Source organism: Vibrio chanodichtyis (assembly GCF_028863985.1).
Lineage (GTDB): Bacteria > Pseudomonadota > Gammaproteobacteria > Enterobacterales > Vibrionaceae > Vibrio > Vibrio chanodichtyis.
Map to the genome: position 1 here is coordinate 1 of NZ_JARBFT010000012.1, position 25581 is coordinate 25581.

Sequence of the window (25581 nt, forward strand, 5' to 3'; positions counted from 1 at the left end):
GTGAGGGCGCATTATAGGGATGATTTTGTTTCTGGCAAGACCCTAAATGCACTTTTTTCTAAAAAATCATTCATTCGTTTACAAAGCCAGCAATTCGGCCATTTATTGAATAAAATTTCAACATTTGAAGGGGGTCACACCATTCGATTGGAAAAATATCAATCATATACGTAAGATCCCTGTGTCTATTTTGTTAACTCATCGATAGGCAATCAATCTTCTTTCTCTCAAATGCGTAGTAACTCAATATGAAATCTGACAAATCGATGTTATGGATCGCCCTACTTGCGGTTATTGGTGCCGGAGTTTTATCACAATTGGCGCTACACCCTTCTTTGGCTTTTTTAGTTGGTGTAGTTGCAACCACTGTAATTTGCAAACTGTCTACTCAAACTTCCGTTATTGGTGATGATGAAGAGATCTCTTCTACTACCAAAACGCTTTATGTCGGCAATTTGCCCTATAAAGCCAATGAGTCTCATGTCAAAGATCTGTTTTCCGAATATGGAGAAGTGTTTGTCGTACGACTTATGAAAGATAAACGAACCGGCAAACGGCGCGGATTTGGATTTGTCGTGATGGCAGCCAGTCAAGCTCAAGCCGCAATTGATGCACTCAATGAAAAGGAATATATGCAGCGCACCTTAAAAGTTAGGATCGCTAATGATCCTAAATCGGATGAGGAAATAGCTGCACAGGATTAAATCCTAACTGTTCGAGCTTTACATTCAGCGCACTGGCTTGCCAAGGTGGTGCGCTGGCGTAAATTTGATGTTTCTGATGTGAAGTTTGACCTTGCTCGATGGCCAATAACTCCTGTACACGCCGCGCAATAGCTTGCCCAGAATCAATCAATTGCACTTGCTCACCGAGCACTTGTTGAATCTCGTCTTTAATCAGTGGAAAGTGAGTACAGCCTAGCACCGCCACATCAATCTTGTGTTTAAGTGGTTGCAATATGCTTTCTAGCTCTGTGAGATTAAGTGGCTGACCGCGTAATTTCTCCTCGGCCATATTCACCAATCGCGTTGACCCTAATAACTCCACCGGTTTGTCAGCAGAAAAATGGCGGATCAAATCTTGTGTGTATTGGCGCTTGACCGTTGCTGGTGTCGCGATCAGGCCAATCGCTTTACTGGCAATCAAAGACGCGGGTTTGATGGCTGGCACAACCCCGACCACAGGAATACTGAGTTTGGCTCGCAGCTGCGGCAGCACGATCGTGCTCGCAGTATTACAAGCAATCACGACCAGATCGATATGTTGTTGCTCGACCATGCGCGTGACCAGCCAATCGACACGCTCAAGTAAGGTCTCTTGTGCTAACTCTCCGTAGGGATAGGCCGCATTATCGAGCAAATACACATAATTGAGTTGCGGTAAACGCGCTTTAATTTCCTGATAAACGGAAAGACCACCAACACCAGAATCAAAAATAAGTACACGGGGGTAAGATGAACAAGGCACGAGCACCACAATCTAGCTAGAAAAAACGCCTTGATAATACTCTCTCTACTAAATTAGGCAATCTGTGCCCGATACCTTTGATAACAGAAACGCTCGGTCTGGTCTTGCCCCTCAAGACGTAAATCTAAACGTCCAGCCATACACGGAGCTTGAGTGACTAAAGTATGAAACTCACCATTTTCACCACACGGATCGATACCTTTAGGCAGCGCTTGAAGAAACTCCGCGTTATACCAACGTCCACAATAATCAGCACTCAATTGTTCACCATCGGTAGTGACCACTAACGTTTGAATACCGCGCGTAATAATCTCTTGTGCCAGTTGCTTGGAACACTCTCCCATCAGTGGAAATAAGCATTGCCACCCCGCAGGCTCTAAGTAACTCTGACGATACTCAGCAATACCATTACAAAACAGATCACCAAACGCTAGCGCATCAAAGGTTAAGCCTGAGTTTTTCAAGCCATCGACCACACTTGATTGATAAACCAGATTACTTGGGAAGATGCCGGGTAACTCGATTTTAATCAGCGGTAAACCGACCAGTTGTGCTTGCAGCTCTAATACCTCAAGGGGTGTAGCTTGAAAAGGCACTTCATCCCCGACATAGGTGGTCACCAGACCGACCACCTCAATATCCGGTCTTTCACGTAGCCGCTCCAAGGTGAGTGTCGAATCTTTGCCTGACGACCAACTAATGATGACTTTCTTTTTGTTCATGGGTTACTACCAATCATACAAAGTAAAACCGCCCGAAGGCGGTTTGAAAGATTAGAATTGATAAGCGACATTGAAATAGTAGGCACGCTCAGGCGCCTTGTAGCCAATCGCACTTTCGTATTGCTCGTTGAATACGTTTTCAATTCGGCCACGAAGAACCATATCCTCATTCACCCAATATCCCACTGACATATCCCACAGATTTGTTGCTGGGATGTAGTCATCCCCTGTCGGCGCAGCTGTAGGCAAATCTAGACGCTTACCTGTATAGGTATAAGTGGTGCTAAAATCGAAATCACCCAATTGTGCTGATGTGATCCACTTATAGTTTTGTTTCGCACGACGAGCTAGCTGTATACCGTTATCATCTTGATGATCTTTGTATTCAGCCACTAGAGTATGGTTGATAAGACCCGTATCAAAATTGACTTCCAACTCTAGCCCTTTGATACGAGCATCCGTATTGAGTGAACAACCACCATAACTTACGACATTACAGATGCTTCCGTTTGGATCTGAATACCAAATGATAAGGTTATCTACTTTATTGTCGTAAGCCGACAAGCTCACACGAGCCAGAGAATATGTAGCATCAATACCTAATTCGATATTTTTTGACGTTTCTGGTTGAAGATCAGGCGAGGTTGATAAATTAGTATAAGTCGGCGCTTTAAATGCAGTTCCATAGCTTGCTCTTGCTCTATAATGCGAGTTAATCTGGTAACCACTGGCTAATGACCACGTCGTGTAATCATCATATTTATCATGTTTGTCATAACGAACATTAGCTTCAAAAATCCAATTATTCACCGTAAGACGCCCCAAACCAAAAGCACCTTGCGTATCACGACTTTCTCCAGCTAAGGCATGAGCAGAGCCATAGCTCAGAGCATCACGGTTTAAAGACTCACGGCGTGCATCCATACCACCACCGAGTTCAACCACTTCATTCAATCTATAGATATTTGCCCATTGAACCTGTGTCAGCTCGATATTTGCGCGGGTACTGGCATTATCTTTACCTTCACTTTGGCTATAATTACGACTATCCGTCTTTTGGTAGTTTAAAGACATCAAACTTTTTAGCTTACTGCCTTCATAATTCAGTTGGCCAGTAATGCTCTGATTGTCAGTGAATCCATGCCATAGACCTGACGAATTGTATTCAACATCACTGTCAAACCAACTAGCTGAAACATACCCCAGCCAATTGTCATTAAAACGATGCTCATAACCACCCATCAAATTTTGGCTTGCATAACCGTAGTCAACGCCAGTCTGAGTACGGTTGATATCATAACCATCCGTCTTTTCAAAACCGGCGGCTAATTGCAGATGTCCTTGTTCATTCACATCAGTCTTAGCAACTAAGTCACCGCTACGAGCTTGATTGCTACCAATACCCGCAGTCACTTGTTTTAGATTATTACCACGACGAGAACGAGTAATAATATTGATCACCCCACCAATTGCATCAGAACCATACACAGCAGCCCCAGGACCGCGAATGACCTCAAGACGTTCAACCAACCCAAGAGGAAAATGGTTAATTGCTACTCCACCAGCAGCAGAATCAATACGCACACCATCAACCAATACCAGCACATGGCCACTATTAGTACCGCGCATATATACCGATGCATTATGGCCACGACCACCATTTTGGCCAATTTCGACACCAGGTACTCGACGCAACACCTCGGTTAACGAGTTAGCTTGATACCTTTCAATTTCTTGACGATTAATTACCGTTGTCGCTGCTAATACTGAAGCTTGATTTTGCTCAAAACGATTGGCCGTTACCACAACAGTTTCTTCTGATTGGGCTTCGCTGGCGTGTAAATAAGAGATAGGGGTGAGCAGCGATGCTAGAGCGATCGCTAGTGCTGATTTTTGCATATTATTATCCTAAATCGCGTTAATCCTGCTAAGTGAAAACCACGGCATCACTCAGTGGCTGGCAGGTCTTCGGACTTGAGAGCACTTTGCACCTACTGGCTCGACTTCCCACTCCAAGAGCAGTGTCATTTGAGCGTTCGTTCTCTCTTACCGCTGCGCGTCAGTTCCGGATTCACACCGGATTCCCTTTTCAGCTATTTTTAGCCATCCAGGCATCTAAATAGCACCAGCTCGCCGCAAATAGTATTGAGTGAAGCAAAAATTGTCCAGTACAGATTCCGTGCCGATCGGTTTTACACTCAATATCCAGCCAATCATGGAGCAAAACTGGACAACTGGCCGAGATTGAATAAAATCTGCGCTCTTTCTGTAATAGCCCATAAAAAGGTACTCCAATGGCGACTCTTGATGTAAACCCACCACTCTACCAAGCTCAATTGGCCGACAAAGTTGCTCGCTTAAAAGCAATGTTTGTTGACTACTCAATGCCTGAGCTGGAAGTGTTTGAGTCGCCACAGGCGAATTACCGAATGCGCGCTGAATTTCGAATTTGGCATCAAGGTGATGACATGTACTACATCATGTTCAACCAACAGACGCGTGAAAAATATCGGGTGGATCAATTTCCCGCCGCCAGTCGCCTGATCAATGATTTGATGCCACTGCTGATCGAAGCGATGAAAGGCAGCCATATTCTGCGCCATAAATTATTCCAAGTGGATTTCCTCTCCACTCTCAGCGGCGAAATTTTGGTGTCGCTGTTATACCATCGTCAGCTCAGCGAAGAGTGGGAAACGGCAGCTCAAGCTTTGAAACAGCGTTTAAATGATGAAGGGTTTAATCTCAACCTGATTGGCCGTGCGCGTAAAATGAAAATGGTATTGGATCGTGACTACGTGGTTGAAAAATTACAGGTCAACGGCAAGCCATACATTTATAAACAAGTCGAAAACAGCTTTACCCAACCCAATGCCAAAGTCGCAGAAAAGATGTTGGAATGGGCGGTCGACTGTACCCAAGACAGTCAAGGCGATCTGCTTGAGCTGTATTGCGGCAACGGTAATTTCTCACTTGCACTCGCACAAAACTTTGAACGAGTGTTGGCAACCGAACTGGCCAAGCCTTCGGTCGAGGCGGCACAATTTAATATCGCCGCCAACCAGATCGACAATGTACAAATCATCCGTATGTCGGCTGAAGAGTTTACTCAAGCGATGGAAGGCAAACGCGAATTTAACCGCCTCAAAGATGCCGGCGTCGATCTGGCCAGTTACCGCTGCAACACTATTTTTGTCGACCCACCACGCTCAGGGATGGATATTGACACCTGCAAAATGGTGCAAGGTTATCAGCGTATTTTGTACATCTCTTGTAACCCTGAAACACTGCAAGAGAATCTACAACTGCTCAGTCAAACCCATCAAGTGGTACGTTTTGCTCTGTTTGATCAATTCCCCTACACCCACCACATGGAAGCGGGCGTACTGCTAGAGCGCATTCAATAAGGGTTTCAACGGTTTTCGATTGTAGTAAAAAGCGCGCTGGGTACGGCGTGGGGAAATAAACCATCCGCACCGCTAATCATTCGAGTTGAGATAAAGGCCACCAGCTAAACTGGTGGCCACTTGCGATACGGAATGCCTGCTAATCACGATCAATGGCAAATGGTGACCAAGCTTGACGGGTTGGCATCACCTCAACTCGGTTGATATTGATATGGTGTGGCAAATTGGCGATATAAAACATCTGTTCGGCAATATCTTCTGCGCTTAACGGGGTTGTGCCTCGATATAATTGATCTGAAGCTAACTGGTTGCCTTTGGTTCTAACCAAAGTAAATTCGGTTTCTGCAATTCCTGGGGCTAAATCGGTCACTCTCACCCCGGTACCTTGCAAATCACAGCGTAAGTTATAGCTAAACTGTTTTACAAATGCCTTACTCGCACCATAAACGTGACTACCAGGATATGGCCATTGCCCCGCGATTGAGCCAATATTAATGATGGTGGCTCCTGCCCCCACTCTAATCAAGGTGGGCAACAAAGCATGGGTCACATTAACTAACCCAGTACAGTTAGTATCAATCATCGTATGCCAATCGGATAAATCAACCTGCGCCGCGCCCTCTGGTGCTAGAGCCAATCCGGCATTGTTGATTAATGTTGTTACCTGAGCAAATTCGCTCGGTAGAGCCTCAACTGCGTTTTTGACCGCCTTTGCATCTCGAACATCTAACTGAATAATGTGTGTGGGTACCTTAAGCATTTCTTGCAGATCGAGCAGTCTTTCCCATCGGCGACCAGCCAACACCAACGACCAGCCTTGACTGGCAAATTTTTGGGCCGCAGCACGTCCAAACCCTGACGTGGCACCAGTAATAAATGCGATTTTCTTCATGTTCATCTTCCTGATTAAACTCAATATCTTAGTGGCACCAAGCCGATCAGCATTAGAGCAGTGGTTTATACCTTGAACCTGCCATGCTTTACGTCCCTTAATCTAAGCGGATGGGCGTGAACAGCGTAGAGCCAGTTTGCGAAATTACCTAGGGCAGAGCCTCGCTGCTGACCCATGACTTTCTTGAAACTGCCACTACACCCTATTCAGAATTCATCGCCACAATACGCTTACCGCTCACCAAAAGAGCCAGCGTATTGCTAGGAGAAGAAAATGGATTTGTTATCATCTGAAGTCACAAACCAAGACGTTATCGAGTTAGACCAATGTGTCTTCCATTCTTGGTCGGTTCAAGAGAGTGCAACGCCACTGGCGATTGCCGGTGGACAAGGTTGTACCCTGTGGGATTTTGATGGGAAAAAATATTTAGACTTTAGCAGCCAGTTGGTCAATACCAATATTGGTCATCAACATCCTAAAGTAATTACCGCGCTCAAAGCACAAGCGGACACACTAGCGACTATCGCGCCAGCAATGGCCAATCTAGCTCGTGGTATGGCCGCAGAACGGATCTTGGCACGAGCGCCGAGCGGCTTCCAAAAAGTATTCTTTACCAATGCTGGGGCGGATGCCAATGAGAACGCAATCCGCATGGCGCGCCAGTTTACTGGCCGCGATAAAGTGCTTTCGGCTTATCGCTCATACCATGGCAATACTGGCGCGGCAATCGCCGCCACGGGTGACTTTCGCCGTATCCCCAATGAATACAGCCGAGGGCATGTGCACTTTTTTAACCCTTACCTGTATCGCACAGAATTTGACGCCAAGACCGAAAGTGAAGAATGTGCTCGGGCTCTTGCTCACTTAACTCGAGTCATCGAGTGTGAAGGCCCTGACTCGATTGCGGCGATCCTACTTGAAACCATTCCCGGTACTGCCGGCTTCTTACTGCCGCCAGAGGGTTATCTACAAGGTGTGCGTGAAATCGCAAGCCAATATGGCATTCAGCTGATCTTAGATGAGGTAATGGTTGGCTTTGGGCGCACCGGTAAATGGTTTGCGTTCGAACACTTCAATGTGATCCCAGATCTGGTCACCTTTGCCAAAGGGGTCAACTCTGGCTATGTACCGGCAGGTGGGGTGATCGTCAGTCAACCGATATGTGAGTTCTTCAAGCATCAATGCTTTATGGGCGGCTTAACCTATTCGGGACATCCCCTTGCCATGTCAGCGATTGTCGCCACCATTGATGCAATGGAGGAGGAAGGCATGGTCCATTATGCCGATCAAATTGGCCAGACATTGCTCGGCCCATCGTTGGTTGCTCTGATGGAACAGCATAGTGTGATCGGTAATATCCGTGGCAAAGGCATGTTTTGGGCGCTGGAACTGGTTGAAGACCGAGCTTCTAAGCAACCGTTAAGCAACCAGAAAATGGCACAGATCAAGCAAAAACTCACCGAGCGAGGTCTGCTGACCTTTATCGTCAATAATCGAATTCATGTCACACCGCCTCTTATCATCCAACCCAATGAGATCAAGCATGGCGTGGCAATCATCGATCAAGTGTTAGCCGAATTTGATGCTTAATCGGTAACGTGCCAAGCCTTATCGCTTGGCACGCACCCTCTTATTTTACCTTTGTTACTTAACCCTTTGTTACTTACCCTTAGTTACCTCACCCTTAATCACTGTACTCTGGCTTATTGCAAGCCATCGAATGCTCTGGCTAACTCAATGATTCCAGGCTGGATCAGCGCCTTATCAATCGAGTGAAAGCCCAACCTAAAATATCGATTAGCATCATGAGGCAATCGGGATTGGGCACTCTCAGTAGACGGTGAGGTGGCAATAAAATGTGAAGCGCCCGTTTCGACCAAGACTCCGTGCTGCGCAGCCTTAGAAACTAATCGCTGACAACTGATCCTATCTGGGGTCTGCAACCATAGAGCATTGCTGAGTTCATGCTTGGCTAACCGTTCGCAATAGGGAAGGTGCTTTGCGACTGCTTGATTGATGATATCCCACCGCTGCCGCGTATTTTCACGCACACGGCGTACAAAACTGTCGTAGTAACCTTGGGCAATAAAATGCGCCATTTCCATCTGTAATCGGCTTGGCGGATGGCGAAACATCAGCCGACGCAATCCTCTTAGTTCATAGATCAGCTCTTCTGGTGCCACTACAAAGCCGAGGCGTAGACCCGGCGCGAGAATTTTGGAAAAGCTACTCACGTAAATCACGCGCCCTGACTTATCTTGCGCTTTCAGCGCTGGGGCGGGATTGAGTTCAAAATTACTGTTCGAGTCATAATCATCTTCAATGATGATCGCATCACTTTGCTCAGCAAGCGCCAAAATCTGTTTGCGCCGCTGCTGGCTCATGGTGACTGCGGTTGGTGCTTGATGACTTGGCGTGACATAGAAGTAATCACACATGGCAGAACATGCGTTCAATTTTAACCCTTCGGCATCCACTTGGTGTGGATATAACTGCGCACCGGCGAGACTAAAAATATTGTAGGCTTCTTTATATCCTGGATTTTCAACCCCAATTCGAGAATCTCGATTCATTAACAACTGAGAGAGCAGATATAAGCCATTCTGAGAGCCTATCGTGATTAAAATTTCCTCACTACTGGCATGAATTCCACGCTGCGGCAGCACTCGGGTGCGGATCTGCTCAATCAATAACTCCACATCCTTATCAACCTTGTCACACAACCAACCATGATCCTGAGCGTCAGCGATCACCTTACGCGAAGCTTCTCGCCACTGAGACAAGGGAAAATCATTTATATAGGGCTGTCCATAAATAAAGGGGTATTTATAGCAACTCCATTGACTGGGTTTGATGATGCGCGGAAATTGATGAGTATTAATTTTTATTTTATCGACCCAATTTGGTGCAGCGATTGCACTATTTTCTGCAACCGAAGTGAATGCGACTGGGCTAGCTTGATCACTGATTTGATAAGCCTGCGCCAGATAATACCCACTGCGCGGGCGGCTAATTAAATAACCATCATCAAGCAAACTTTCATACACCAAAGAAACGGTATTGCGCGAGACTTTTAATTGTTGAGAGAGCTTGCGACAAGACGGTAGCGCTTGTTGCGGAGCAAAAATCCCCTCTAAAATCGCTTTGACAAGGTACTCTCTGACCTGCTGCTGCAGACTTCTTGCGCAATCAAATTCAATCACACACTGATAATTTATCGCCACTCTATCAACCTCCGATCATCCACGACCAAAGTCAGCCGATAAACCATCGTCAGCAAAAAATAGACCACAAAAAAAAGTAGGCATTATTTAAAACATCGAGATTAGAACATCAGGCTTAAAACAGCACTGTCCCATCGCGATCAATAAATTGGCTCTACCCCATCATCGACACCAATCTCTACAGTGCAAGTATTCAAGTTGCTTCAACAGAGTTAAAAGGATGGATATATGAAACATGGAATGAGTGTTAAGAAAATGAGTATTAAGAAATGGTTTTCTACCACAGTGATTGCGCTAGCCATCGGCACCTCAGCCAGTGCGCTCAGCGCCGATCTTCCTGACATCATCAAAACTGGCATACTTAAAGTCGCAACCGAAGATAACTACTCGCCGTTTAATTACATTGCCCAAGGGAAAGCGACCGGCATCAACCAAGATCTGCTCGAGGAGCTGCGTCACTACGCCCAATTTGAGGTCAAGCAAGATATTTTGCCGTGGACAGGCTTACTCGCTTCGGTGGCGGCAGGACAATATGATCTCGCCCTGACTGGGGCGATTGTTACCGATGCACGCCTGCAAGTTTTTGATTTTACGCCACCGATTGCCTCAGCGCAGCACTACTTTATGGCTCGAGCGAAAGATAACTCCATCACCAGCGTCGCCGATCTCGATCGAAAAACCGTTGGACTACAAGCCGGAAGTGCATTGTTAGAGCGCCTACCCGAACTTAAAACCATTCTTGAAGCGCAAGGAAAAAGCTTGGGTAAAGTGGTCGAATACCAATCTTATCCTGAGGCTTATGCGGATCTTGCCAATGGACGAGTCGATTATGTTATCAACAGTGTGGTGTCGGTCAACGAGGTAGTGAAAAGTAAAGCCAAGGTCTTCAAAAAAGGGGAAGCGGTCTCCGGTCCCGGTTTTGTCAGTTGGCCAATTCCAAAGCAAAATCCTGAGCTGCTTGCTTATCTGACCGATTTCTTTAAACACCTAAAACAGACCGGCCGGCTTGCTGAGCTACAACAGAAATGGTTTGGCGAATCATTTGATGATCTTCCGCTGGAGCCCATCACCTCGGTTGAACAATATCACGCTCTGACCGCCATCAACCCAAGCTAACCGCTTGAGTTGAAAAGGCTTGCTTATGTGCCTTAGTGAGCAAGCCTAGGCTGCCAATGGAAACACTCGGAGGGCATATATTATGGATTACTATGCATGGATGCAGTTATTCGCAGGTGCTTGGACGACCGCCTGGATCTCGTTGGTGTCAATCGCACTCGGCGTGGTGATTGGACTGGTCATTGCGCTGGTCAGGATTTCAAAAATCGCGCTGATTGATCCTCTACTCGGCATTTACGTGAGCTGGGCTCGAGCGACACCACTGGTCACTCTCGCGCTATTCATCTTTTTATCTTTGCCCGCATTTGGCCTCAACCTCGATAAAAATCTCTCTGCGATATTATGTTTAACGCTCAATACCGCCGCCTTCAATGCCGAAATATGGCGTAATGCATTTCTCAACTTTTCCCATGGCCAACGCGAAGCGGCAGAAGCGATTGGTATGTCTCGGTTGACCTACTTCCGTCGCATCATGTTTCCACAGATGATCACCGTAAGCCTACCAGCATTGGTGAATGAAATGTCTTTTCTGATCAAAGGCAGCCCAGCGATTGCGGTGATTGGTGTGGTAGACCTAACCCGAGTCACCAATCGGATTGCGGCGGTCACCTATGAACCGCTGGCTCCGATTCTGTGTGCTGCGGTGCTTTATATGTGCCTGATTGGCCTACTGATAAAACTCCAACATTTGGCTGAGCAACAAGCCAGTCACCTCACCGCCTAGGAGAACAATCTATGAGTGAATGGCAGATCATTTGGGAACAACGCGAGATTTTTTATTACGGATTCCTAACCAGCGTCATGTTGTTTGTCAGCGCATCAATCATCAGCTTTGTTAGCGGGCTCGCCCTACTGAGCCTACTGGAAAATGGAAGTAATGGGCTACGTTATAGCATTAGAGCCAGCATTAATATTATGCGCACCTTGCCCTTTCTTATTCTCGCCTACTTGCTTTATTACGGGCTACCTGAACTGGGGATTCGAATGGACGCGATCAGCGCCGGACTAATTGCGCTGTGTCTTTACCACAGCACCTATTTCTGTGAAATTTTTCGCGGAGTAAGAAAAGATCTGGATGAGGGCTATATTGAAGCCGCCACATCATGTGGCTTCTCAAAAGTTAAAATCTTCACCCGCGTAATCACCCCGAATATCCTGTTTAAATCTCTACCTCTGATTGCCAATCAACTGATCATCTGTCTTAAAGATACCGCGTTTTTAAGCATCATTACCGTCAGTGAAATAACCGCTGCGGCAAACAGTCTGCAATCCAGCTACTTCATTCCACTTAACGCATTTATTGTCGCGATTGGCCTGTATTGGATAGTGAGTATTGCGGTTGAACAAATCACCCAACGCCTACTAAATAAGGTGCAACAAAGAGGGCTAAGTCATGCTTAAACCATACATAAACAGACCGGAAATTTCGCTCACACCAGTGAAAGAGAGCACAGCATTGCACGTGGTCGAGACCAACCATCAACCATCCACACCTCAAGCATCAATGCCTGACACCACACGACCAGAGCAAAAACCGATCATCAAAATCGCCAACCTTTCCAAACAGTTTGATGGCATAGAAGTACTGCGAGATATCAATCTAAATATCCACCAAGGACAAGTGGTGAGCATTCTCGGCTCTTCCGGCTCAGGAAAATCAACTTTATTGCGTTGTATCAATTGGTTGGAGCAACCTGAGCGCGGTTTTATCTACCTTGGTGAGCAGCGAATTGGCGTTAACCCACACACCAATAAGCCCTGCAAATATCCAGAACTGGCAAAAATACGCCAACGGATCGGAATGGTGTTCCAAAGCTTCAATCTGTGGCCGCACCTTACGGTGCAACAGAATGTGATGGAAGCCTTGATCCATGTAAAAAAGTGCTCAAAAGCGGACGCGCAAAAGATGGCGCATTTCCAACTAGAGAAAGTCGGCATGGCGCACAAACTCGATAGCTATCCGAATATGTTATCTGGTGGGCAAAAACAGCGCGTCGCAATCGCGCGTGCATTAGCCATGGAGCCTGAGGTTCTGCTATTTGATGAACCAACATCAGCACTTGACCCAGAGTTAGTGGATGAGGTGCTATCAGTGATGCAGCAGCTTTCAAAAGAGGGCTACACTATGGTGATCGTCACCCATGAAATGGCGTTTGCACGCCAAGTTTCAGACCAAGTGGTGTTTTTAGAAAAAGGCATTTTGATCGAAAATAGCCCGCCAGAAAAATTTTTCACCAACCCAGACTCGTTACGGGTCAGGCAGTTTTTAAAATTGGATGGCTAGTGGATGGCGGGCGATTCGACGTTATTCTAGAGTGCCTTTGAGGCGATTGCGCTCACGCTCTTTACGATACCAGAGTGCGCCTTTCGCCAACATGCGCAGTTGCAAAATCAACCGCTCAGAGAGTTCATCGCGCTCACTGCGCTCTAAATCTAAAGCTTCGGCCCCCGAGCTAAAGACCAAGGTCACCGAGGCTTCCGCTTGAGTCATCGCTTCTTCGCGGCTCATTCCGGTGGTGACCAAATATTCGGTGAGTTCAGCGGCAAAATGCTGAATTTCACGCACCACCGCAGCGCGGAACTCGCAGGAGGTACCAGAGCGTTCACGCAGCAGTAGGCGAAACACGTTAGGGCTGCTCTCGATGAATTCCATAAAGGTTTCCACTGAAGTGCGGATCACACTGCCCTCTTTAACGATCCGCTGCCGTGCTTGGCGCATCAATTGACGCAGCAGTAAACCACCTTCATCCACCATGGTTAAACCGAGCTCATCCATATCTTTAAAATGGCGATAAAACGAGGTTGGGGCAATACCCGCTTCACGGGCGACTTCACGTAAACTCAAGTTCGAGAAACTGCGCTCAGCGCTCAATTGACTGAATGCGGCATCAATTAAAGAGCGGCGTGTTTTTTCTTTTTGTTGTGCTCGGATCCCCAGCGATTTCATACCCAGTCTGCTCTCGGCTAAGTCAAATAATTTGCTGCATACTATAACCTGATTGATAGGCTTGTCTAAGCAACAAAATGACTGATTATGAAATCATCGACCTATTTTCCCATCATCGGTAATTGATCACTGCCGTTTTCAAACGCTACCCGTAATAAAAAAGGCCTGGGATTAACCAGACCTCTTATATTTGATGATCGACTCAGCCAAGTTGCGATCAGAACTCACCAACCGCTTCTTTTAGCTTACGCATCGCATTTTTTTCAAGCTGGCGGATCCGCTCGGCAGACACGCCATACTGTTCAGCTAAATCTTGTAGCGTGGTTTTATTGTCATCATCCAACCAACGGGCGCGCACAATATGCTGGCTGCGCTCATCGAGACTGGCTAAAGCCATACTCAGGCGCTGGGTGGTATGCGCTTCCCAGTTTTCCGCTTCTAGGTTATCCGCCAGATCGGACTGTTTATCTTCGAGATACAGCACTGGCGCCGTGTAGGCCATGCCGTTGTCATCATCTTCCGCAGACATTTCAAATGCTGCATCTTGCGCCGCAAGCCGCGATTCCATTTCACGCACTTCCGCAGGCTCAACGCCTAATTCGCGGGCCACGGTTTCCACTTCACCTGCGTTAAACCAGCCGAGGCGTTTTTTGGATTTACGCAGATTGAAGAACAATTTGCGCTGAGCTTTAGTGGTCGCGACTTTGACAATACGCCAGTTACGTAGCACGTATTCATGAATTTCCGCTTTAATCCAGTGTACTGCGAACGAAACCAGTCTCACGCCCATTTCTGGGTTGAAACGCTTAACTGCTTTCATCAAGCCAATATTGCCTTCTTGAACTAAATCGGCAATCGGCAGACCATAACCGGAATAGCCACGAGCAACGTGAACAACAAATCGTAAGTGCGACAAGATCAATCCTTTCGCCGCCTCGATATCCCCTTTGTAATGTAATCGCTCAGCCAGCTCGCGCTCTTCATCTGCGCTCAGCATCGGATAACCGTTTACGGAGCGGATGTAGCTATCTAAGCTGTCTTGTGTAACAAGAGCCATTGGATACGCTTGGTTAGTCATTCAATTCCTCATCATTCTCTGATCTGGACACAGGGTTTATCGCAGCAAGCTTGAACCGAAAATTAATCAATTTCAAGTTTGACGGGTCATTATGCATAAACAAAAGTACAACTCAAGTCAAGCACTGTGGTGGCGGTTAATCGGCCGCTATTTTATGACCATTATCACCTAAAGCGGTTCAATTTCTTTTAAATGGCGCTGCGCAGAAACTTTAGCCGCCACGCAGCCAAGCAATACACCAAGCATCAGCAGCAGTAGTGATTCATCCCAACTGAGGCCAATTAAGCGAAATCGACTGTCATATAACATAGCGAGAGTGGCGACTGCGCCATTGAGCAACACGGTTATCAATGCGGTCAGCAACCATGCCACCACCGCACCAAGCAGTCCAAACCACATACCAGAATAGAGATAAGGCCGTAAAATATAGCTATCGGTCGCGCCGATCAATTTCATGGTTTGGATCTCTTCCTTATTGGCTTGCACATTAAAACGCAGTGTATTGCCAACAATCAAAAATACCGACATCAGCATCAAACTCGACAAGCTGATCACCACTATGGTCGCTAAGTGTCGAATCGCATCGAGGCGGGCAAACCAATCCTCATCCATCCGCACATCGGTTACCCCCTCTTCGGCTCGCAAGCTATGAGCCAGAGTTTGCAACTGGTCACGGCTCTCGACTTGTGGTGTCACCACTAACACGGCCGGTAACGCAGTGTTATCGAGCAGGCTGATCGCCTGTTCAAATCCGGCATATTGGCTTAACTCATCCAAGCCTTGTTGAGGTGAGATGTATTCTACCAGACTGACTTCAGCACGCCGCTCTAGCGAATCTTTCAATACGATGATTCGCGGTTCCGGAATTTCGGTTTGTAAGTAAACACTCAACTGGGAAGGTACGGCAACTCGTTCGGCAACCGAAGCAATATTTTTACTCAGCAGATACAAACTGGCAGGCAAGGCTAACGCCATTGAAATCACCGCTAGAGTGAGAATATTACCAAGCGGACGTCGCCATAACGCGGCAAACGAAGCCTTGGCTTGCTTTAAATGGATTGCGATAAAGCTATCGTTTTTGCTCCGCTGTTGAGCGCGCGGTTTACTTTGACGGGTTTTGGTCATTTTTTGCTTGCTCGGTTTAACGGCCATGATCCGCCACCTCACTTAAAAAACCCTGATTGAGTTCGAGATGACGATACTGCGGACGCGAATTAACCAGATGAATATCGTGGGTAGCCAATAAAATGGTCACCCCAGCACGGTTAAACTCTTCAAATAGCCGCAGCACCAAATTGGACAACTCAGGATCTAAATTACCCGTTGGCTCATCCGCCAACAGTAAAGTCGGACGATTGACCACCGCCCGAGCAATTCCCACCCGCTGCTGCTCACCACCAGAAAGCTGGCTCGGTAGACAGCGCGCTTTATCCAGCAGGCCGGTTTTATCGAGCGCAGCGCAAACTCGCCGTTTGATCTCATCTTCCGCGATCGATTCAATCCGCATCGGCAATGCGACATTGTCATATAAGGTGCGGTCCATCAACAGGCGATGGTCTTGAAATACAATGCCGATATTACGCCGCAAGAATGGAATATCTTTACTAGGAATACGCGTAATATCGTGCCCATTAAAGCTGATCTTGCCGTCGGTTGGACGCTCAATGGCACAGATCAGTTTAAGCAATGTGCTTTTCCCTGCACCGGAATGGCCCCCTAAAAAAGCCATTTCCCCACGCCGTAAGTGAAAATCCACTTTCTGTAGCGCTTGTCGTCCACCTCGGTATGCTTTACTGACTTGCTGAAACCTGATCACGCCCTCTCCCCCTTGGCAAGGCTGGCACACTGGCCAGCTCAGATTTGGTGACTGGTGGTGACCAGTTACTCTTCACGACTAAATAGTGCGTCGATAAACTCTTGGGTAGCAAATGGACGTAAATCGTCAATTTTTTCACCAACCCCAATATAGCGGATCGGGATCTGGAATTGATCAGCAATCGCGAAAATCACGCCACCTTTGGCAGTACCATCAAGTTTGGTCAAGGTGATCCCGGTTAACGGTGCCACTTCACTAAACAACTTGGCCTGACTGATGGCATTTTGTCCGGTCCCGGCATCCAAGGTCAGCATAATTTCGTGGGGCGCACTACCATCAATCTTTTTCATCACCCGCACAATTTTACGCAGTTCTTCCATTAAGTGGCTCTTGTTTTGCAAACGACCCGCAGTATCGGCAATCACCACATCAATGCCACGCGCGGTGGCCGCTTCAATCGCATCATAAATAACCGATGCACTATCTGCACCAGTATGCTGAGCAATCACCGGAACTTGGTTACGCTCACCCCAGACTTGCAGTTGCTCAACTGCCGCGGCGCGGAAAGTATCACCGGCGGCCAACATCACTTTATGTCCCTGAGCTTGGAACTGCTTGGCCAGCTTACCAATCGTAGTGGTTTTACCCACGCCATTGACTCCGACCATTAAGATCACGTACGGTTTTTTATCCGCCGCAATCACCAACGGCTGCTCGACTTGAGCTAAAATTTCCGCCATCTCTTCTTTGAGTAAGCCATACAGCGCTTCACCATCACGCAGTTGCTGACGAGAGGCTTTGGCGGTCAAATTGGCAATAATTTTACTGGTGGTTTCCATCCCAACATCGGCGATCAGCAGCTGCTCTTCAAGCTCTTCAAACAGCTCATCATCAATTTTTTTGCCTTTAAACAAACCAAAAAAACCTGCGCCAATATTGGCTTTGGTGCGGCTAAGGCTGCGCTTTAAACGAGCAAAGAAACTTTCGGTTGGCTTTTCTTGCTCACTAATCCGCGTTAGCTCAGTTTCATTTATTTCTGTTTCTGTTTCTGTTTCTGTTTCTGTTTCTGTTTCTGTTTCTGTTTCTGTTTCTGTTTCTGTTTCTGTTTCTGTTTCTGTTTCTGTTTCTGTTTCTGTTAACACAGCTTCGGCAACCAGCTCGACCGTGGCAACGTCTGTTTGAGTTGAGGGCTGATCTTGCGCTGGTGTTTCGCTTGCGCTGGTTGGATTATGCTCTTCATCACCAAAGCCAAGCCATGACAACAAACCACGCTTCTTTTTTTCCGTCATCTGGAACTGTCCTGAATCACTTTATTTGAATACCCACTTTTCTTGGCGATGGGCATCTGCCAGAAAAGAAAAATGACAAAGCAGTGAAAACTTTTTGCTGCACTTGCTACACTTTGTCCAATTTTTTATGTTAACTCGGGTTGTCACGCCGGATGGCGGACAGGTGGGTTATAGTAACACTTAATTAGCGGTCAAAAAATCTATGCAAAGACGTCGCCAGCCAAACCCATCACAAAAAAACGCCCCTAGCGGGCAAGTTCGAATTATCAGCGGCCTATGGCGTGGTCGAAAACTTCCGGTGCATGATGCAGAAGGATTACGCCCCACTACCGACCGAGTCAAAGAAACACTATTCAATTGGCTCGCTCAACACGTACCGAACGCACGTTGCCTCGACTTATTTGCTGGCTCTGGTGGCTTAGGATTTGAGTGCGCCTCACGCCAAGCAGAACTGGTGACCATGCTTGAGCTCAACCCTCTCGCTTTTCAACAGCTCAGCCGTAATGTGCAGAGCCTAAAAGCACAAAACATTGAGCTTATGCACATGGATAGCTTAGCCTTTTTGCGACAATCTGGACAACCGTATGAGCTGGTGTTTATTGACCCGCCATTTCGACAAGGTTTGCTGCAACAAACCACTCAATTGTTAGAGCAAAACGGTTGGCTGAGTCCTGATGCGATGATTTATATTGAATGCGAAAAAGAGCTGCCGATGACGGAATTACCCACATCGTGGCGCTTGCATCGAGAAAAAATCGCTGGGCAAGTCTGCTATCGGCTATTTATAAGGGAAGCACAATGAAAGGATTAATCTGGTTAGCAAAGACCGCAATTGGCTTGGTGTGGCTAGTGTTACTACTCAATATCGCGATGCCTTTTCCAGGCAATGCTGCGATTGCACTGTATATTATGGCCGCATTTTTACTGATGATGCATGGCTTACAGATGCTGATTTTTATTGGCGCATTTGGCGATAAGTTACCATTAACACGCTGGGACAAGTGGTCGATTGTGATCTTCGGTATCTTTGCGCTACTGGATATTCGTCGTAAGTACATGATGTAATTGACAAGCTCATGATCTCCCCAAAGCCACCACATTAATTTGGTGGCTTTTTTTATGCTCACGCTGCACATGCGGTTGTAGTTAAAAGCGCCGTTGTATGCCCGCTAAATCGCCATTCTCTCTGCATACTGATCACCACACGACGCAACCACCAGAAAACCCAACAAAATAACAGCTAATGAAAATACAAACATCAAAGCACAATAAAAAAGAGTTAAATTGGCAATAAAACCCATAAACACACAAACAAATATCACAGATAAATAATAAAACCAATTTAAATTCAAAGCATTACAATAAAAAGTACAATTAAATAGAACGACAACACTACAAAGAGGCTTAGTGGCCATTAAGATAAGTATAAGTAAAGAAAAACACTAACCAATAAAGGCAAATGATAACTCATATCAACAACCAGCAACCATCAGCGATAAACCATTAATTACTCGATACCGACTATCAAATCTAGCCCAAGTGACAATAACTAACGTTAGTTTAAAGTTAAACCAGCCAAGCAAAATATAAAAAACCCTTAAAAACAGCATGATAAAAACACAACCATTCAAAAAAACAACACATCGCTCATGATTACAACAGCACAAAACCATGACCTTTCCCTGACAAAATTCCATCACAACAGCAAAACAACTATGTTTTTTTAAACTCTCATAATCAATCTATTGATCAAGCCTAATAAATGATCTATTCTTTTCGCCAGAATGATTAAACTAAAAAGGAGCAGTGTTATGATTTCTTCATCTCAAAAACAGGGACTCGTTATGATCGCAGTAATCATTGGCCTAATGACACTGCCCATGATGTACTAAGCTTATGTTTATAAACAAAAAGGACGCAGATGCGTCCTTTTTGTTTTGCTGGTTAGCCATTAATGGAAATGTTGAGCAAGCTCAGGCCAGTACCAGTAATACACCAACAGCGCACCAAGGGTAACCAACGTCAGTAAGGTGATTGCCACCCGCCACACAAATTTTCCACTTCTGGGCGTTAACTCCTTCTCACACTCCTGACATGCACTAAAAAAAGCATTGCGTGCTTCTAGCTGATAGTGATCTTCATGGATCACTTTGTTGCGAATCGTGGCAACATAGCGCAATTTTTTGACCATATGATTAGGTAAACGCTCTTCGCAACTGGTGACGAGCTGGTGCAGCCCCTTGCCTTGTGCATGATATTGTTCGCGCAATAGTGTTTCGAGTTTGCGCGTGCGTAGCACCACTTGCTCAATGTCTGACATATTCCCTCCCGCACTTTGTTTTGCTGTCTCGCTAGTCACTCGACGAACCCTAGCTGCGATGATCCATAAAGTGTGAAGTCAGCCGAAAAATCACCGTGAATAGCGGCCAAACGTCTCTTTCTCAGCACAAATTAGTTGGCAAAATATGCTATTCGCTAAAATGGCTGCGTATCCCCGATAGGAGGCAGACATGCCCTACACTCTATTGATCTATCTAGTATTATTAATTATTGCTGCATTTTGGTTGTTCAGCCACTTCTACCGCCGTCACCTACAAGGTGAAAATGCGCCACAGCGTACAGCAGAAGTGACTATTCTGGATAAGCAGATTATCGATGTTGCCAACCCACTGCCCGGTCAAGAGGAGCAGGAGTGCTGGATTTACGTGCAAAAAGGTCTGTTTGGCCCAAAGCGCGAGTTTCAAATTGGCATTCACTACTATCATGCACTGAATCCAGGGGATAAAGGCATACTGACTTATCAAGGCCAACGCTTTTTACATTTTGCGCTACAGCGCTGAACTCACTAGCCAATAAACCATACTATTGGCATGGATTGATAGTTTATATCTATCAAAAAAATCAGCCAATCCCAATTTGATCCCTGTCTAAACTACACTATTCTTGGTGTATCAAAGTAGAATTTAACGCACTGAGAGGTGGAATTATGACAACCAATTTAATTGGTCTCGATAGCACACAAAGTCAAAAACTGGCCAATACCCTCAACCACTTGCTAGCAAATTATCAAGTTTTTTATATGAATACCCGTGGTTATCACTGGAATATTCAAGGCAAAGAGTTTTTTGAACTACATGTCAAATTTGAGGAAATCTATACCGATCTGCAACTCAAGATTGATGAAGTCGCAGAGCGTATTTTGACCTTAGGCGCTCGGCCAATGCACAGCTTTAGTGGCTACCTTAAAGCAACCCAAATTAAAGAGCACACCGATTCACTCGATGGCCGTAATAGCATGCAAGGATTGGTGGATGGCTTCAGTGTGCTACTGCACCAACAGCGCGATATTCTAGAATTGGCCAGTGAAAGTGGTGATGAAGGAACCGCCGCTTTGATGGGTGATTACATCCGCGAGCAAGAGAAGTTAATGTGGATGCTCAATGCTTGGCTAAAATAATCAATCATTGGTCACCCATCAACACGTAACCCGCGGTGACAAGTCAGTGAAGCGATCTGGTCAACTAGCCTTTATTATCCAGCCCTCAACGTCAGGCTGGTTGACCGCCAACACAGCCGAGTAACCATCTAAACTAAACGATTAATGTCCTGACTCCAACGCTGGGCGTCGATCAATCGCGGATGCACCTCTTCAATCTCCAATCCCAATTGATGACAGTGTTGCGCTACACCTTGCCAATCTCCCTGTTCAAAACACTGCCCAAGGTTAAGCAAAGCTCCGAGAGAGCCGCTCCGGTCACGCAGCGCCTGTTTCACTTCATCACCTAATGGTAACTGCTCAACTAACAGGTCTAAACTGGTATCTAATAACGCATCTAACACCGAAAACATCCCGATCAAAAAAGCTTGCTGTTGATAAGTCTGAAAAAGGGGTAAGGTCGTCATTAACTGACAAAATCGCGCTCTCTGCAACGATAGCGTATAGAGTTGTTGCGGCTTTTTCGATGAGATGTAAGAAGCGACCGCCAGTGAGATGAAAATCCGCAATCGATCTTGACCCAGATAGACCAACGCTTGGCGAAACGAGGTAATCGAGACCGCAATCCGATCCGACATCGTATTGACAAAACGCAGCAACTGATAGGACAGCGCAATATCTTGAGCTACCAATCGCTCCGCTCGTTCATAATCGACCTCAGGCTGACAGACTTCATGGAACAGTTGCATCGCGATCACATGCTCAGGGCTGATGTAACGCTGCTCAATCAGCTCTGGTTTACTGAAAAAATAGCCTTGGAAAAAAGTAAACCCGGCATCGCGTGCTTGGTGAAAATCGGCTTCGGTTTCCACTCGCTCGGCTAAAAAGCGTCGCCGACTACCATTCGCCAATCGCTCACGCACCAAAGCACACGCTTGATCAAGCCCCATCGCCATAATGTCGAGTTTGACAATATGCACATAAGGCAAGAAACGCTCCCAAGCGGGTGAATAGACAAAATCATCTAATGCCAGCAAATACCCACGCTGACGCAACTCTTGTACGGCCACCAACAACTCATCAGTCGGCTGGCAAGTTTCGAGGATTTCAACCACGATCTGCTCACGCGGCAAAGTGAGTGGTAACCGGCGTAGCAAGCTTTTATGGGGAAAGTTGATAAAGCAACGTGAACGGGCAATCTGCGGATTGGTACCGATCGATAAGAAGTTTTCCACAATCAAGCGATAGGTTGCCCGATCCGCATCCACATAGTCAGGAAATGCGTTATTTTCGCCATCACGAAACAGCAATTCGTAGCCTAACGTGTGTTGTTTGGCATTTAATATCGGCTGGCGAGCAACATAAGTGGTGTACATAATTTCCTTAACCGATCTGCTTAATCAATAACCGCGATTTAAGCTTTAGCACTAGCGAGCAACACCCCACAGCCGATAAACATCGAACCAAATAGTTTATTCATTCTGGTCATAACGCGAGGTGAGCGGATATAACGACCGAGCTGAGCCGCTAAGGCGGTATAGCTGAACATCACTATCGTATCGATGATGATGGTGGTGATGCCGAGGATCAAAAATTGTGGCGCCGCATGACTGGCTGGATTAATAAATTGCGGAAATAACGCCACCAAAAATACGATCGATTTAGGGTTAGTCAAATTAATCAACACCGCTTTACGCAATAATGCCGACTGTGATAATTCCGCTTGTTGAGTGACCGCTGTTAACGCTGTTTGGTCACGCCATTTTTGCACCCCAAGCCATAATAGATACGCTACCCCAACCCATTTGATCACACTAAACGCGAGTGCTGACTGAGCCACCAGTGCGCCAATCCCCACGCCCACCAACACGATGTGGCAAATCAAACCGATTTGGAGGCCGATAATCGCCCCCAATGAATGGCGTGTGCCATAACTTAAACCATTGCTGATTGAGTTAACCGTGCCCGAACCCGGAGCCAAACTGAACACGGTTGCGGTAACTAAATAAGCAAGCCAAACATGGATATCCATTGCAATTCCTTATTCCTGACTTATGCTAGCTGACAGGTAAACCGCCAATCTGCACAGTCATATCATCCACTTATGAACCGTTATTACCCTTATACGCAAGAGTCTACTCTGCAACAAGCGCTCAACCTTGAGATAGCTCAACTGTGGAGCACTCGCACTGAAGGCACGTATCACAGTTTTGATAAAAAACCGATTTATTGGTGCAGTTTGCAGCATCCGAATCACCAAAAAGCCATCGTGCTGGTTAATGGACGCATCGAATCAAGCGCGAAATATCAAGAGCTGTGCTATGACTTATTTCAGCAAGGATTTGATGTGTATACCTATGATCATCGAGGCCAAGGTTTATCACCACGGCTGACTAGCGATCGACAGATCGGCTATGTTGAGCAATTCGAAGATTATGTGACGGATTTACAAGGCTTAGTCGAGTTGTTCCAGCTCGAACGCTATACACAGCGCTTATTGTTCGGCCATTCGATGGGGGGAGCCGTCGCCACACGCTATATTCAAACTCACCCCTCTCATCCGTTTGATGCGGTTGCACTCAGCGCACCAATGTTTGGCATCGCGATGCCGTGGTATCTACGTCCATTTGCGTTCATCTTCAGCCAAATCATGGCCACAATAACCACACAGCCGAGCTATGCGGCGGGCTATGGCCCTTACTATGCAAAACCATTTGCCAGCAACCTACTTACCCATAGCCAAATTCGCTATCAATGGTTTCGCGATTTGTACCAAGAGCACCCTGAGCTACAACTTGGAGGCCCGAGTTATCATTGGGTTTGGCAAAGTTTAATCGCCTGCAAACAATGCTTGCAGTTAACCCGCCAAATCAACATTCCACTGCTGATCTTACAAGCGGGTGAAGAAGCAATTGTGTCTAACCAAGCACAAAATCGACTATTCAAAAAACTCTTACGCACCCAACCACATGCCCGACTATGCCACATTGCAGGGGCACGCCATGAGCTGCTGTTTGAGCAAGATCGTTATCGTAAGCAGGCGTTAGATCACATGCTGCGCTTTTTTGCCGACCCAACCGCACCATCCCAAAATTGAGGAAAAACGGCATGTACGATTTACCCTCTTTTTCCGGATTTAATTCCACTACACTAAGCAAATCGAGGGTGAACATTCACCCAACCTACAGTGAAACATGAGAGTTTTATGACCACGTTAGCAGCACAACATCCATATAAAATCGTGGCGTCGGATCTCGACGGCACCCTACTCGCCCCTAATCATCAACTGAGCGAATTTTCCAAACAAACGCTTAAGCAACTGCATGATCAAGGGTTTACTTTTATTTTCGCCACCGGTCGCCACCATGTCGATGTGGCGGGGATCCGTGAGATTGCGGGGATCCCCGCGTACATGATCACCTCGAATGGGGCGCGAGTGCATGACCAAGACGATCAGTTGATGTACAGCAAAAACGTCCCACACGAGTTAGTGCAAGCCATCATCGACCTAGTCAAACAAGATGACCAATTGTATGTTCACCTGTATCGCAATGATGGCTGGTTGCTCAATAAAGAAGATGAAGTGCTGCGCGACTTCCATGAAGATTCTGGTTTTACTTATCAGCTATTTGATGTCAATCAAGCGCCAACCGATGGCATCGCCAAGATTTTCTTTACCCACCAAAATCAGGATCACGAACACCTAGTGCATTATGAAACACTACTTAATCAACGCTTTGGCGATAAGATTAATGTCGCATTTTCCACCCCTTGGTGTTTAGAAGTAATGTGTGCAGGCGTATCCAAAGGTGATGCTCTGCAAGCAGTCGCCGAATCATTACAACTCAGCTTAACCAACTGCATCGCATTTGGTGATGGTATGAATGATGTCGAGATGCTGTCGATGGCAGGCAAAGGCTTAGTGATGAGCACGGCGCATCAAAAAGTGTTCAATGCGCTCCCGAATAATACCGTGATCGGCAGTAATGCAGATGATGCTGTCGCCCACTACCTACACCAACATCTGTTTTAACCCCTATGCTCTTGGCCGCTTCGGCCACATAACTAAGATGGCAGCACCCCGGCTGCCATCTTTATTTTTGGCGCGGGTAATCCGCCAAACTGGGTGCTGATCCGCAAACCGATCAATCCGATGTCCGCACTTTGTCAATTGCGCTGGCCAGTGGTTC

At 46.5% G+C, this 25581-nt stretch carries 26 protein-coding genes and 1 riboswitch; of the genes, 13 read left to right on the forward strand and 13 right to left on the reverse strand.

Translation table 11 applies throughout. From position 1 onward, the window contains the following. Window positions 1-248 precede the first annotated feature (248 nt). A complete protein-coding gene (locus PUN32_RS11180; RefSeq protein WP_274723296.1) occupies window positions 249-704 on the forward strand; it encodes an RNA recognition motif domain-containing protein in 456 nt (151 codons plus the stop codon). On the opposite strand, the gene murI is transcribed toward PUN32_RS11180, so the two are convergent. From murI to PUN32_RS11195, 3 genes are read right to left on the reverse strand one after another with little or no spacing between them, the layout of a single operon-like run. Then, window positions 670-1467, reverse strand: coding sequence for a glutamate racemase (gene murI / locus PUN32_RS11185; RefSeq protein ID WP_274723297.1), 798 nt, complete (start codon window positions 1465-1467; stop codon window positions 670-672). The two genes, PUN32_RS11180 and murI, sit on opposite strands and share 35 nt — an antisense overlap. Before the next feature lie 53 nt (window positions 1468-1520). After that, on the reverse strand, window positions 1521-2189 hold the full coding sequence (locus PUN32_RS11190; RefSeq protein ID WP_274723298.1) for an adenine nucleotide alpha hydrolase: 669 nt from the start codon (window positions 2187-2189) through the stop codon (window positions 1521-1523). A gap of 51 nt (window positions 2190-2240) precedes the next feature. Then, window positions 2241-4088, reverse strand: coding sequence for a TonB-dependent receptor domain-containing protein (locus tag PUN32_RS11195; RefSeq protein ID WP_274723299.1), 1848 nt, complete (start codon window positions 4086-4088; stop codon window positions 2241-2243). A 43-nt stretch (window positions 4089-4131) separates the two neighbouring features. Further along, a riboswitch (cobalamin riboswitch) is annotated at window positions 4132-4334 on the reverse strand. 149 nt (window positions 4335-4483) lie between these two features. On the opposite strand from PUN32_RS11195, the gene trmA reads away from it, so the two are divergent. After that, entirely contained in the window at window positions 4484-5593 is a 1110-nt protein-coding gene (gene trmA / locus PUN32_RS11200; protein ID WP_274723300.1) for a tRNA (uridine(54)-C5)-methyltransferase TrmA, read from the forward strand. A 139-nt stretch (window positions 5594-5732) separates the two neighbouring features. Here the strand turns inward: trmA and PUN32_RS11205 are convergent, their stop codons facing one another. Then, entirely contained in the window at window positions 5733-6485 is a 753-nt protein-coding gene (locus PUN32_RS11205; RefSeq protein WP_274723301.1) for an SDR family NAD(P)-dependent oxidoreductase, read from the reverse strand. 273 nt (window positions 6486-6758) lie between these two features. Here PUN32_RS11205 and PUN32_RS11210 point away from each other — a divergent pair, with 273 nt between their 5' ends. After that, entirely contained in the window at window positions 6759-8075 is a 1317-nt protein-coding gene (locus PUN32_RS11210) for an aspartate aminotransferase family protein (protein WP_274723302.1), read from the forward strand. Window positions 8076-8188: 113 nt separating this feature from the next. Here the strand turns inward: PUN32_RS11210 and pdxR are convergent, their stop codons facing one another. Further along, the gene (pdxR, locus tag PUN32_RS11215) at window positions 8189-9709 is read right to left on the reverse strand and encodes a MocR-like pyridoxine biosynthesis transcription factor PdxR (protein WP_274723303.1); all 1521 of its coding nucleotides are present in this window, start codon (window positions 9707-9709) and stop codon (window positions 8189-8191) included. A gap of 228 nt (window positions 9710-9937) precedes the next feature. Between pdxR and PUN32_RS11220 the strand changes: the two genes are divergently transcribed. The 4 genes from PUN32_RS11220 (at window position 9938) to PUN32_RS11235 (ending at window position 13109) form a co-directional block, all read left to right on the forward strand. Then, window positions 9938-10825, forward strand: coding sequence for a transporter substrate-binding domain-containing protein (locus PUN32_RS11220; RefSeq protein ID WP_406707999.1), 888 nt, complete (start codon window positions 9938-9940; stop codon window positions 10823-10825). Between the two features lie 82 nt (window positions 10826-10907). After that, window positions 10908-11549: an amino acid ABC transporter permease gene (locus PUN32_RS11225; protein ID WP_274723304.1), complete on the forward strand. Its 642-nt coding sequence runs from the start codon at window positions 10908-10910 to the stop codon at window positions 11547-11549. 11 nt (window positions 11550-11560) lie between these two features. Continuing rightward, a complete protein-coding gene (locus PUN32_RS11230; RefSeq protein WP_274723305.1) occupies window positions 11561-12226 on the forward strand; it encodes an amino acid ABC transporter permease in 666 nt (221 codons plus the stop codon). A 103-nt stretch (window positions 12227-12329) separates the two neighbouring features. Further along, on the forward strand, window positions 12330-13109 hold the full coding sequence (locus PUN32_RS11235) for an amino acid ABC transporter ATP-binding protein (RefSeq protein WP_274723362.1): 780 nt from the start codon (window positions 12330-12332) through the stop codon (window positions 13107-13109). Between the two features lie 21 nt (window positions 13110-13130). Here the strand turns inward: PUN32_RS11235 and fabR are convergent, their stop codons facing one another. The 5 genes from fabR to ftsY form a co-directional block, all read right to left on the reverse strand. Next, window positions 13131-13772, reverse strand: coding sequence for an HTH-type transcriptional repressor FabR (fabR, locus tag PUN32_RS11240; protein WP_274723306.1), 642 nt, complete (start codon window positions 13770-13772; stop codon window positions 13131-13133). A gap of 217 nt (window positions 13773-13989) precedes the next feature. Then, the gene (gene rpoH, locus PUN32_RS11245; RefSeq protein ID WP_274723307.1) at window positions 13990-14850 is read right to left on the reverse strand and encodes an RNA polymerase sigma factor RpoH; all 861 of its coding nucleotides are present in this window, start codon (window positions 14848-14850) and stop codon (window positions 13990-13992) included. Window positions 14851-15018: 168 nt separating this feature from the next. Beyond that, window positions 15019-16002 (reverse strand): permease-like cell division protein FtsX, encoded by a 984-nt coding sequence (gene ftsX, locus PUN32_RS11250; protein ID WP_274723308.1) that lies wholly within the window; start codon window positions 16000-16002, stop codon window positions 15019-15021. Beyond that, on the reverse strand, window positions 15992-16666 hold the full coding sequence (gene ftsE / locus PUN32_RS11255) for a cell division ATP-binding protein FtsE (RefSeq protein WP_274723309.1): 675 nt from the start codon (window positions 16664-16666) through the stop codon (window positions 15992-15994). Before ftsE ends, ftsX begins: the two co-directional genes overlap by 11 nt. A 65-nt stretch (window positions 16667-16731) precedes the next feature. Next, entirely contained in the window at window positions 16732-17955 is a 1224-nt protein-coding gene (gene ftsY, locus PUN32_RS11260) for a signal recognition particle-docking protein FtsY (protein WP_274723310.1), read from the reverse strand. A 202-nt stretch (window positions 17956-18157) separates the two neighbouring features. Between ftsY and rsmD the strand changes: the two genes are divergently transcribed. Both rsmD and PUN32_RS11270 read left to right on the forward strand, forming a co-directional pair. Then, window positions 18158-18757: a 16S rRNA (guanine(966)-N(2))-methyltransferase RsmD gene (gene rsmD / locus PUN32_RS11265; protein WP_274723311.1), complete on the forward strand. Its 600-nt coding sequence runs from the start codon at window positions 18158-18160 to the stop codon at window positions 18755-18757. Further along, window positions 18754-19020: a DUF1145 domain-containing protein gene (locus PUN32_RS11270; RefSeq protein WP_274723312.1), complete on the forward strand. Its 267-nt coding sequence runs from the start codon at window positions 18754-18756 to the stop codon at window positions 19018-19020. Before rsmD ends, PUN32_RS11270 begins: the two co-directional genes overlap by 4 nt. Before the next feature lie 886 nt (window positions 19021-19906). Here the strand turns inward: PUN32_RS11270 and PUN32_RS11275 are convergent. Then, window positions 19907-20275 carry a DUF4145 domain-containing protein gene (locus PUN32_RS11275; protein WP_274723313.1) on the reverse strand — a complete coding sequence of 123 codons (369 nt, stop codon included), beginning with the start codon at window positions 20273-20275 and terminating at the stop codon, window positions 19907-19909. Between the two features lie 190 nt (window positions 20276-20465). Between PUN32_RS11275 and PUN32_RS11280 the strand changes: the two genes are divergently transcribed. Together PUN32_RS11280 and PUN32_RS11285 are read left to right on the forward strand one after the other, a co-directional pair. Continuing rightward, window positions 20466-20795: a DUF2500 domain-containing protein gene (locus PUN32_RS11280; RefSeq protein ID WP_274723314.1), complete on the forward strand. Its 330-nt coding sequence runs from the start codon at window positions 20466-20468 to the stop codon at window positions 20793-20795. A gap of 146 nt (window positions 20796-20941) precedes the next feature. Beyond that, on the forward strand, window positions 20942-21412 hold the full coding sequence (locus PUN32_RS11285; RefSeq protein WP_274723315.1) for a Dps family protein: 471 nt from the start codon (window positions 20942-20944) through the stop codon (window positions 21410-21412). A gap of 128 nt (window positions 21413-21540) precedes the next feature. Here PUN32_RS11285 and PUN32_RS11290 read toward each other — a convergent pair whose 3' ends face one another. Beyond that, a complete protein-coding gene (locus tag PUN32_RS11290) occupies window positions 21541-22767 on the reverse strand; it encodes an EAL and HDOD domain-containing protein (RefSeq protein ID WP_274723316.1) in 1227 nt (408 codons plus the stop codon). 38 nt (window positions 22768-22805) lie between these two features. Beyond that, window positions 22806-23423 (reverse strand): homoserine/homoserine lactone efflux protein, encoded by a 618-nt coding sequence (rhtB, locus tag PUN32_RS11295; RefSeq protein WP_166014072.1) that lies wholly within the window; start codon window positions 23421-23423, stop codon window positions 22806-22808. A gap of 72 nt (window positions 23424-23495) precedes the next feature. Between rhtB and PUN32_RS11300 the strand changes: the two genes are divergently transcribed. Together PUN32_RS11300 and PUN32_RS11305 are read left to right on the forward strand one after the other, a co-directional pair. Next, window positions 23496-24488: an alpha/beta fold hydrolase gene (locus tag PUN32_RS11300; protein WP_274723317.1), complete on the forward strand. Its 993-nt coding sequence runs from the start codon at window positions 23496-23498 to the stop codon at window positions 24486-24488. 108 nt (window positions 24489-24596) lie between these two features. After that, window positions 24597-25424, forward strand: coding sequence for a Cof-type HAD-IIB family hydrolase (locus PUN32_RS11305; RefSeq protein ID WP_274723318.1), 828 nt, complete (start codon window positions 24597-24599; stop codon window positions 25422-25424). The last annotated feature ends 157 nt before the right edge of the window (window positions 25425-25581 follow it).

What these genes read in the sequence shown, in the direction of transcription:
- PUN32_RS11180 (WP_274723296.1), top strand. Translation starts at nt 249, where the DNA reads ATGAAATCTGACAAATCGATGTTATGGATCGCCCTACTTGCGGTTATT.
- PUN32_RS11190 (WP_274723298.1), bottom strand. Translation starts at nt 2,189, where the DNA reads ATGAACAAAAAGAAAGTCATCATTAGTTGGTCGTCAGGCAAAGATTCG.
- PUN32_RS11195 (WP_274723299.1), bottom strand. Translation starts at nt 4,088, where the DNA reads ATGCAAAAATCAGCACTAGCGATCGCTCTAGCATCGCTGCTCACCCCT.
- trmA (WP_274723300.1), top strand. Translation starts at nt 4,484, where the DNA reads ATGGCGACTCTTGATGTAAACCCACCACTCTACCAAGCTCAATTGGCC.
- PUN32_RS11205 (WP_274723301.1), bottom strand. Translation starts at nt 6,485, where the DNA reads ATGAAGAAAATCGCATTTATTACTGGTGCCACGTCAGGGTTTGGACGT.
- PUN32_RS11210 (WP_274723302.1), top strand. Translation starts at nt 6,759, where the DNA reads ATGGATTTGTTATCATCTGAAGTCACAAACCAAGACGTTATCGAGTTA.
- PUN32_RS11220 (WP_406707999.1), top strand. Translation starts at nt 9,938, where the DNA reads ATGAAACATGGAATGAGTGTTAAGAAAATGAGTATTAAGAAATGGTTT.
- PUN32_RS11225 (WP_274723304.1), top strand. Translation starts at nt 10,908, where the DNA reads ATGGATTACTATGCATGGATGCAGTTATTCGCAGGTGCTTGGACGACC.
- PUN32_RS11230 (WP_274723305.1), top strand. Translation starts at nt 11,561, where the DNA reads ATGAGTGAATGGCAGATCATTTGGGAACAACGCGAGATTTTTTATTAC.
- PUN32_RS11235 (WP_274723362.1), top strand. Translation starts at nt 12,330, where the DNA reads ATGCCTGACACCACACGACCAGAGCAAAAACCGATCATCAAAATCGCC.
- fabR (WP_274723306.1), bottom strand. Translation starts at nt 13,772, where the DNA reads ATGAAATCGCTGGGGATCCGAGCACAACAAAAAGAAAAAACACGCCGC.
- rpoH (WP_274723307.1), bottom strand. Translation starts at nt 14,850, where the DNA reads ATGACTAACCAAGCGTATCCAATGGCTCTTGTTACACAAGACAGCTTA.
- ftsX (WP_274723308.1), bottom strand. Translation starts at nt 16,002, where the DNA reads ATGGCCGTTAAACCGAGCAAGCAAAAAATGACCAAAACCCGTCAAAGT.
- ftsY (WP_274723310.1), bottom strand. Translation starts at nt 17,955, where the DNA reads ATGACGGAAAAAAAGAAGCGTGGTTTGTTGTCATGGCTTGGCTTTGGT.
- rsmD (WP_274723311.1), top strand. Translation starts at nt 18,158, where the DNA reads ATGCAAAGACGTCGCCAGCCAAACCCATCACAAAAAAACGCCCCTAGC.
- PUN32_RS11270 (WP_274723312.1), top strand. Translation starts at nt 18,754, where the DNA reads ATGAAAGGATTAATCTGGTTAGCAAAGACCGCAATTGGCTTGGTGTGG.
- PUN32_RS11275 (WP_274723313.1), bottom strand. Translation starts at nt 20,275, where the DNA reads ATGTCAGACATTGAGCAAGTGGTGCTACGCACGCGCAAACTCGAAACA.
- PUN32_RS11280 (WP_274723314.1), top strand. Translation starts at nt 20,466, where the DNA reads ATGCCCTACACTCTATTGATCTATCTAGTATTATTAATTATTGCTGCA.
- PUN32_RS11285 (WP_274723315.1), top strand. Translation starts at nt 20,942, where the DNA reads ATGACAACCAATTTAATTGGTCTCGATAGCACACAAAGTCAAAAACTG.
- PUN32_RS11290 (WP_274723316.1), bottom strand. Translation starts at nt 22,767, where the DNA reads ATGTACACCACTTATGTTGCTCGCCAGCCGATATTAAATGCCAAACAA.
- rhtB (WP_166014072.1), bottom strand. Translation starts at nt 23,423, where the DNA reads ATGGATATCCATGTTTGGCTTGCTTATTTAGTTACCGCAACCGTGTTC.
- PUN32_RS11300 (WP_274723317.1), top strand. Translation starts at nt 23,496, where the DNA reads ATGAACCGTTATTACCCTTATACGCAAGAGTCTACTCTGCAACAAGCG.
- PUN32_RS11305 (WP_274723318.1), top strand. Translation starts at nt 24,597, where the DNA reads ATGACCACGTTAGCAGCACAACATCCATATAAAATCGTGGCGTCGGAT.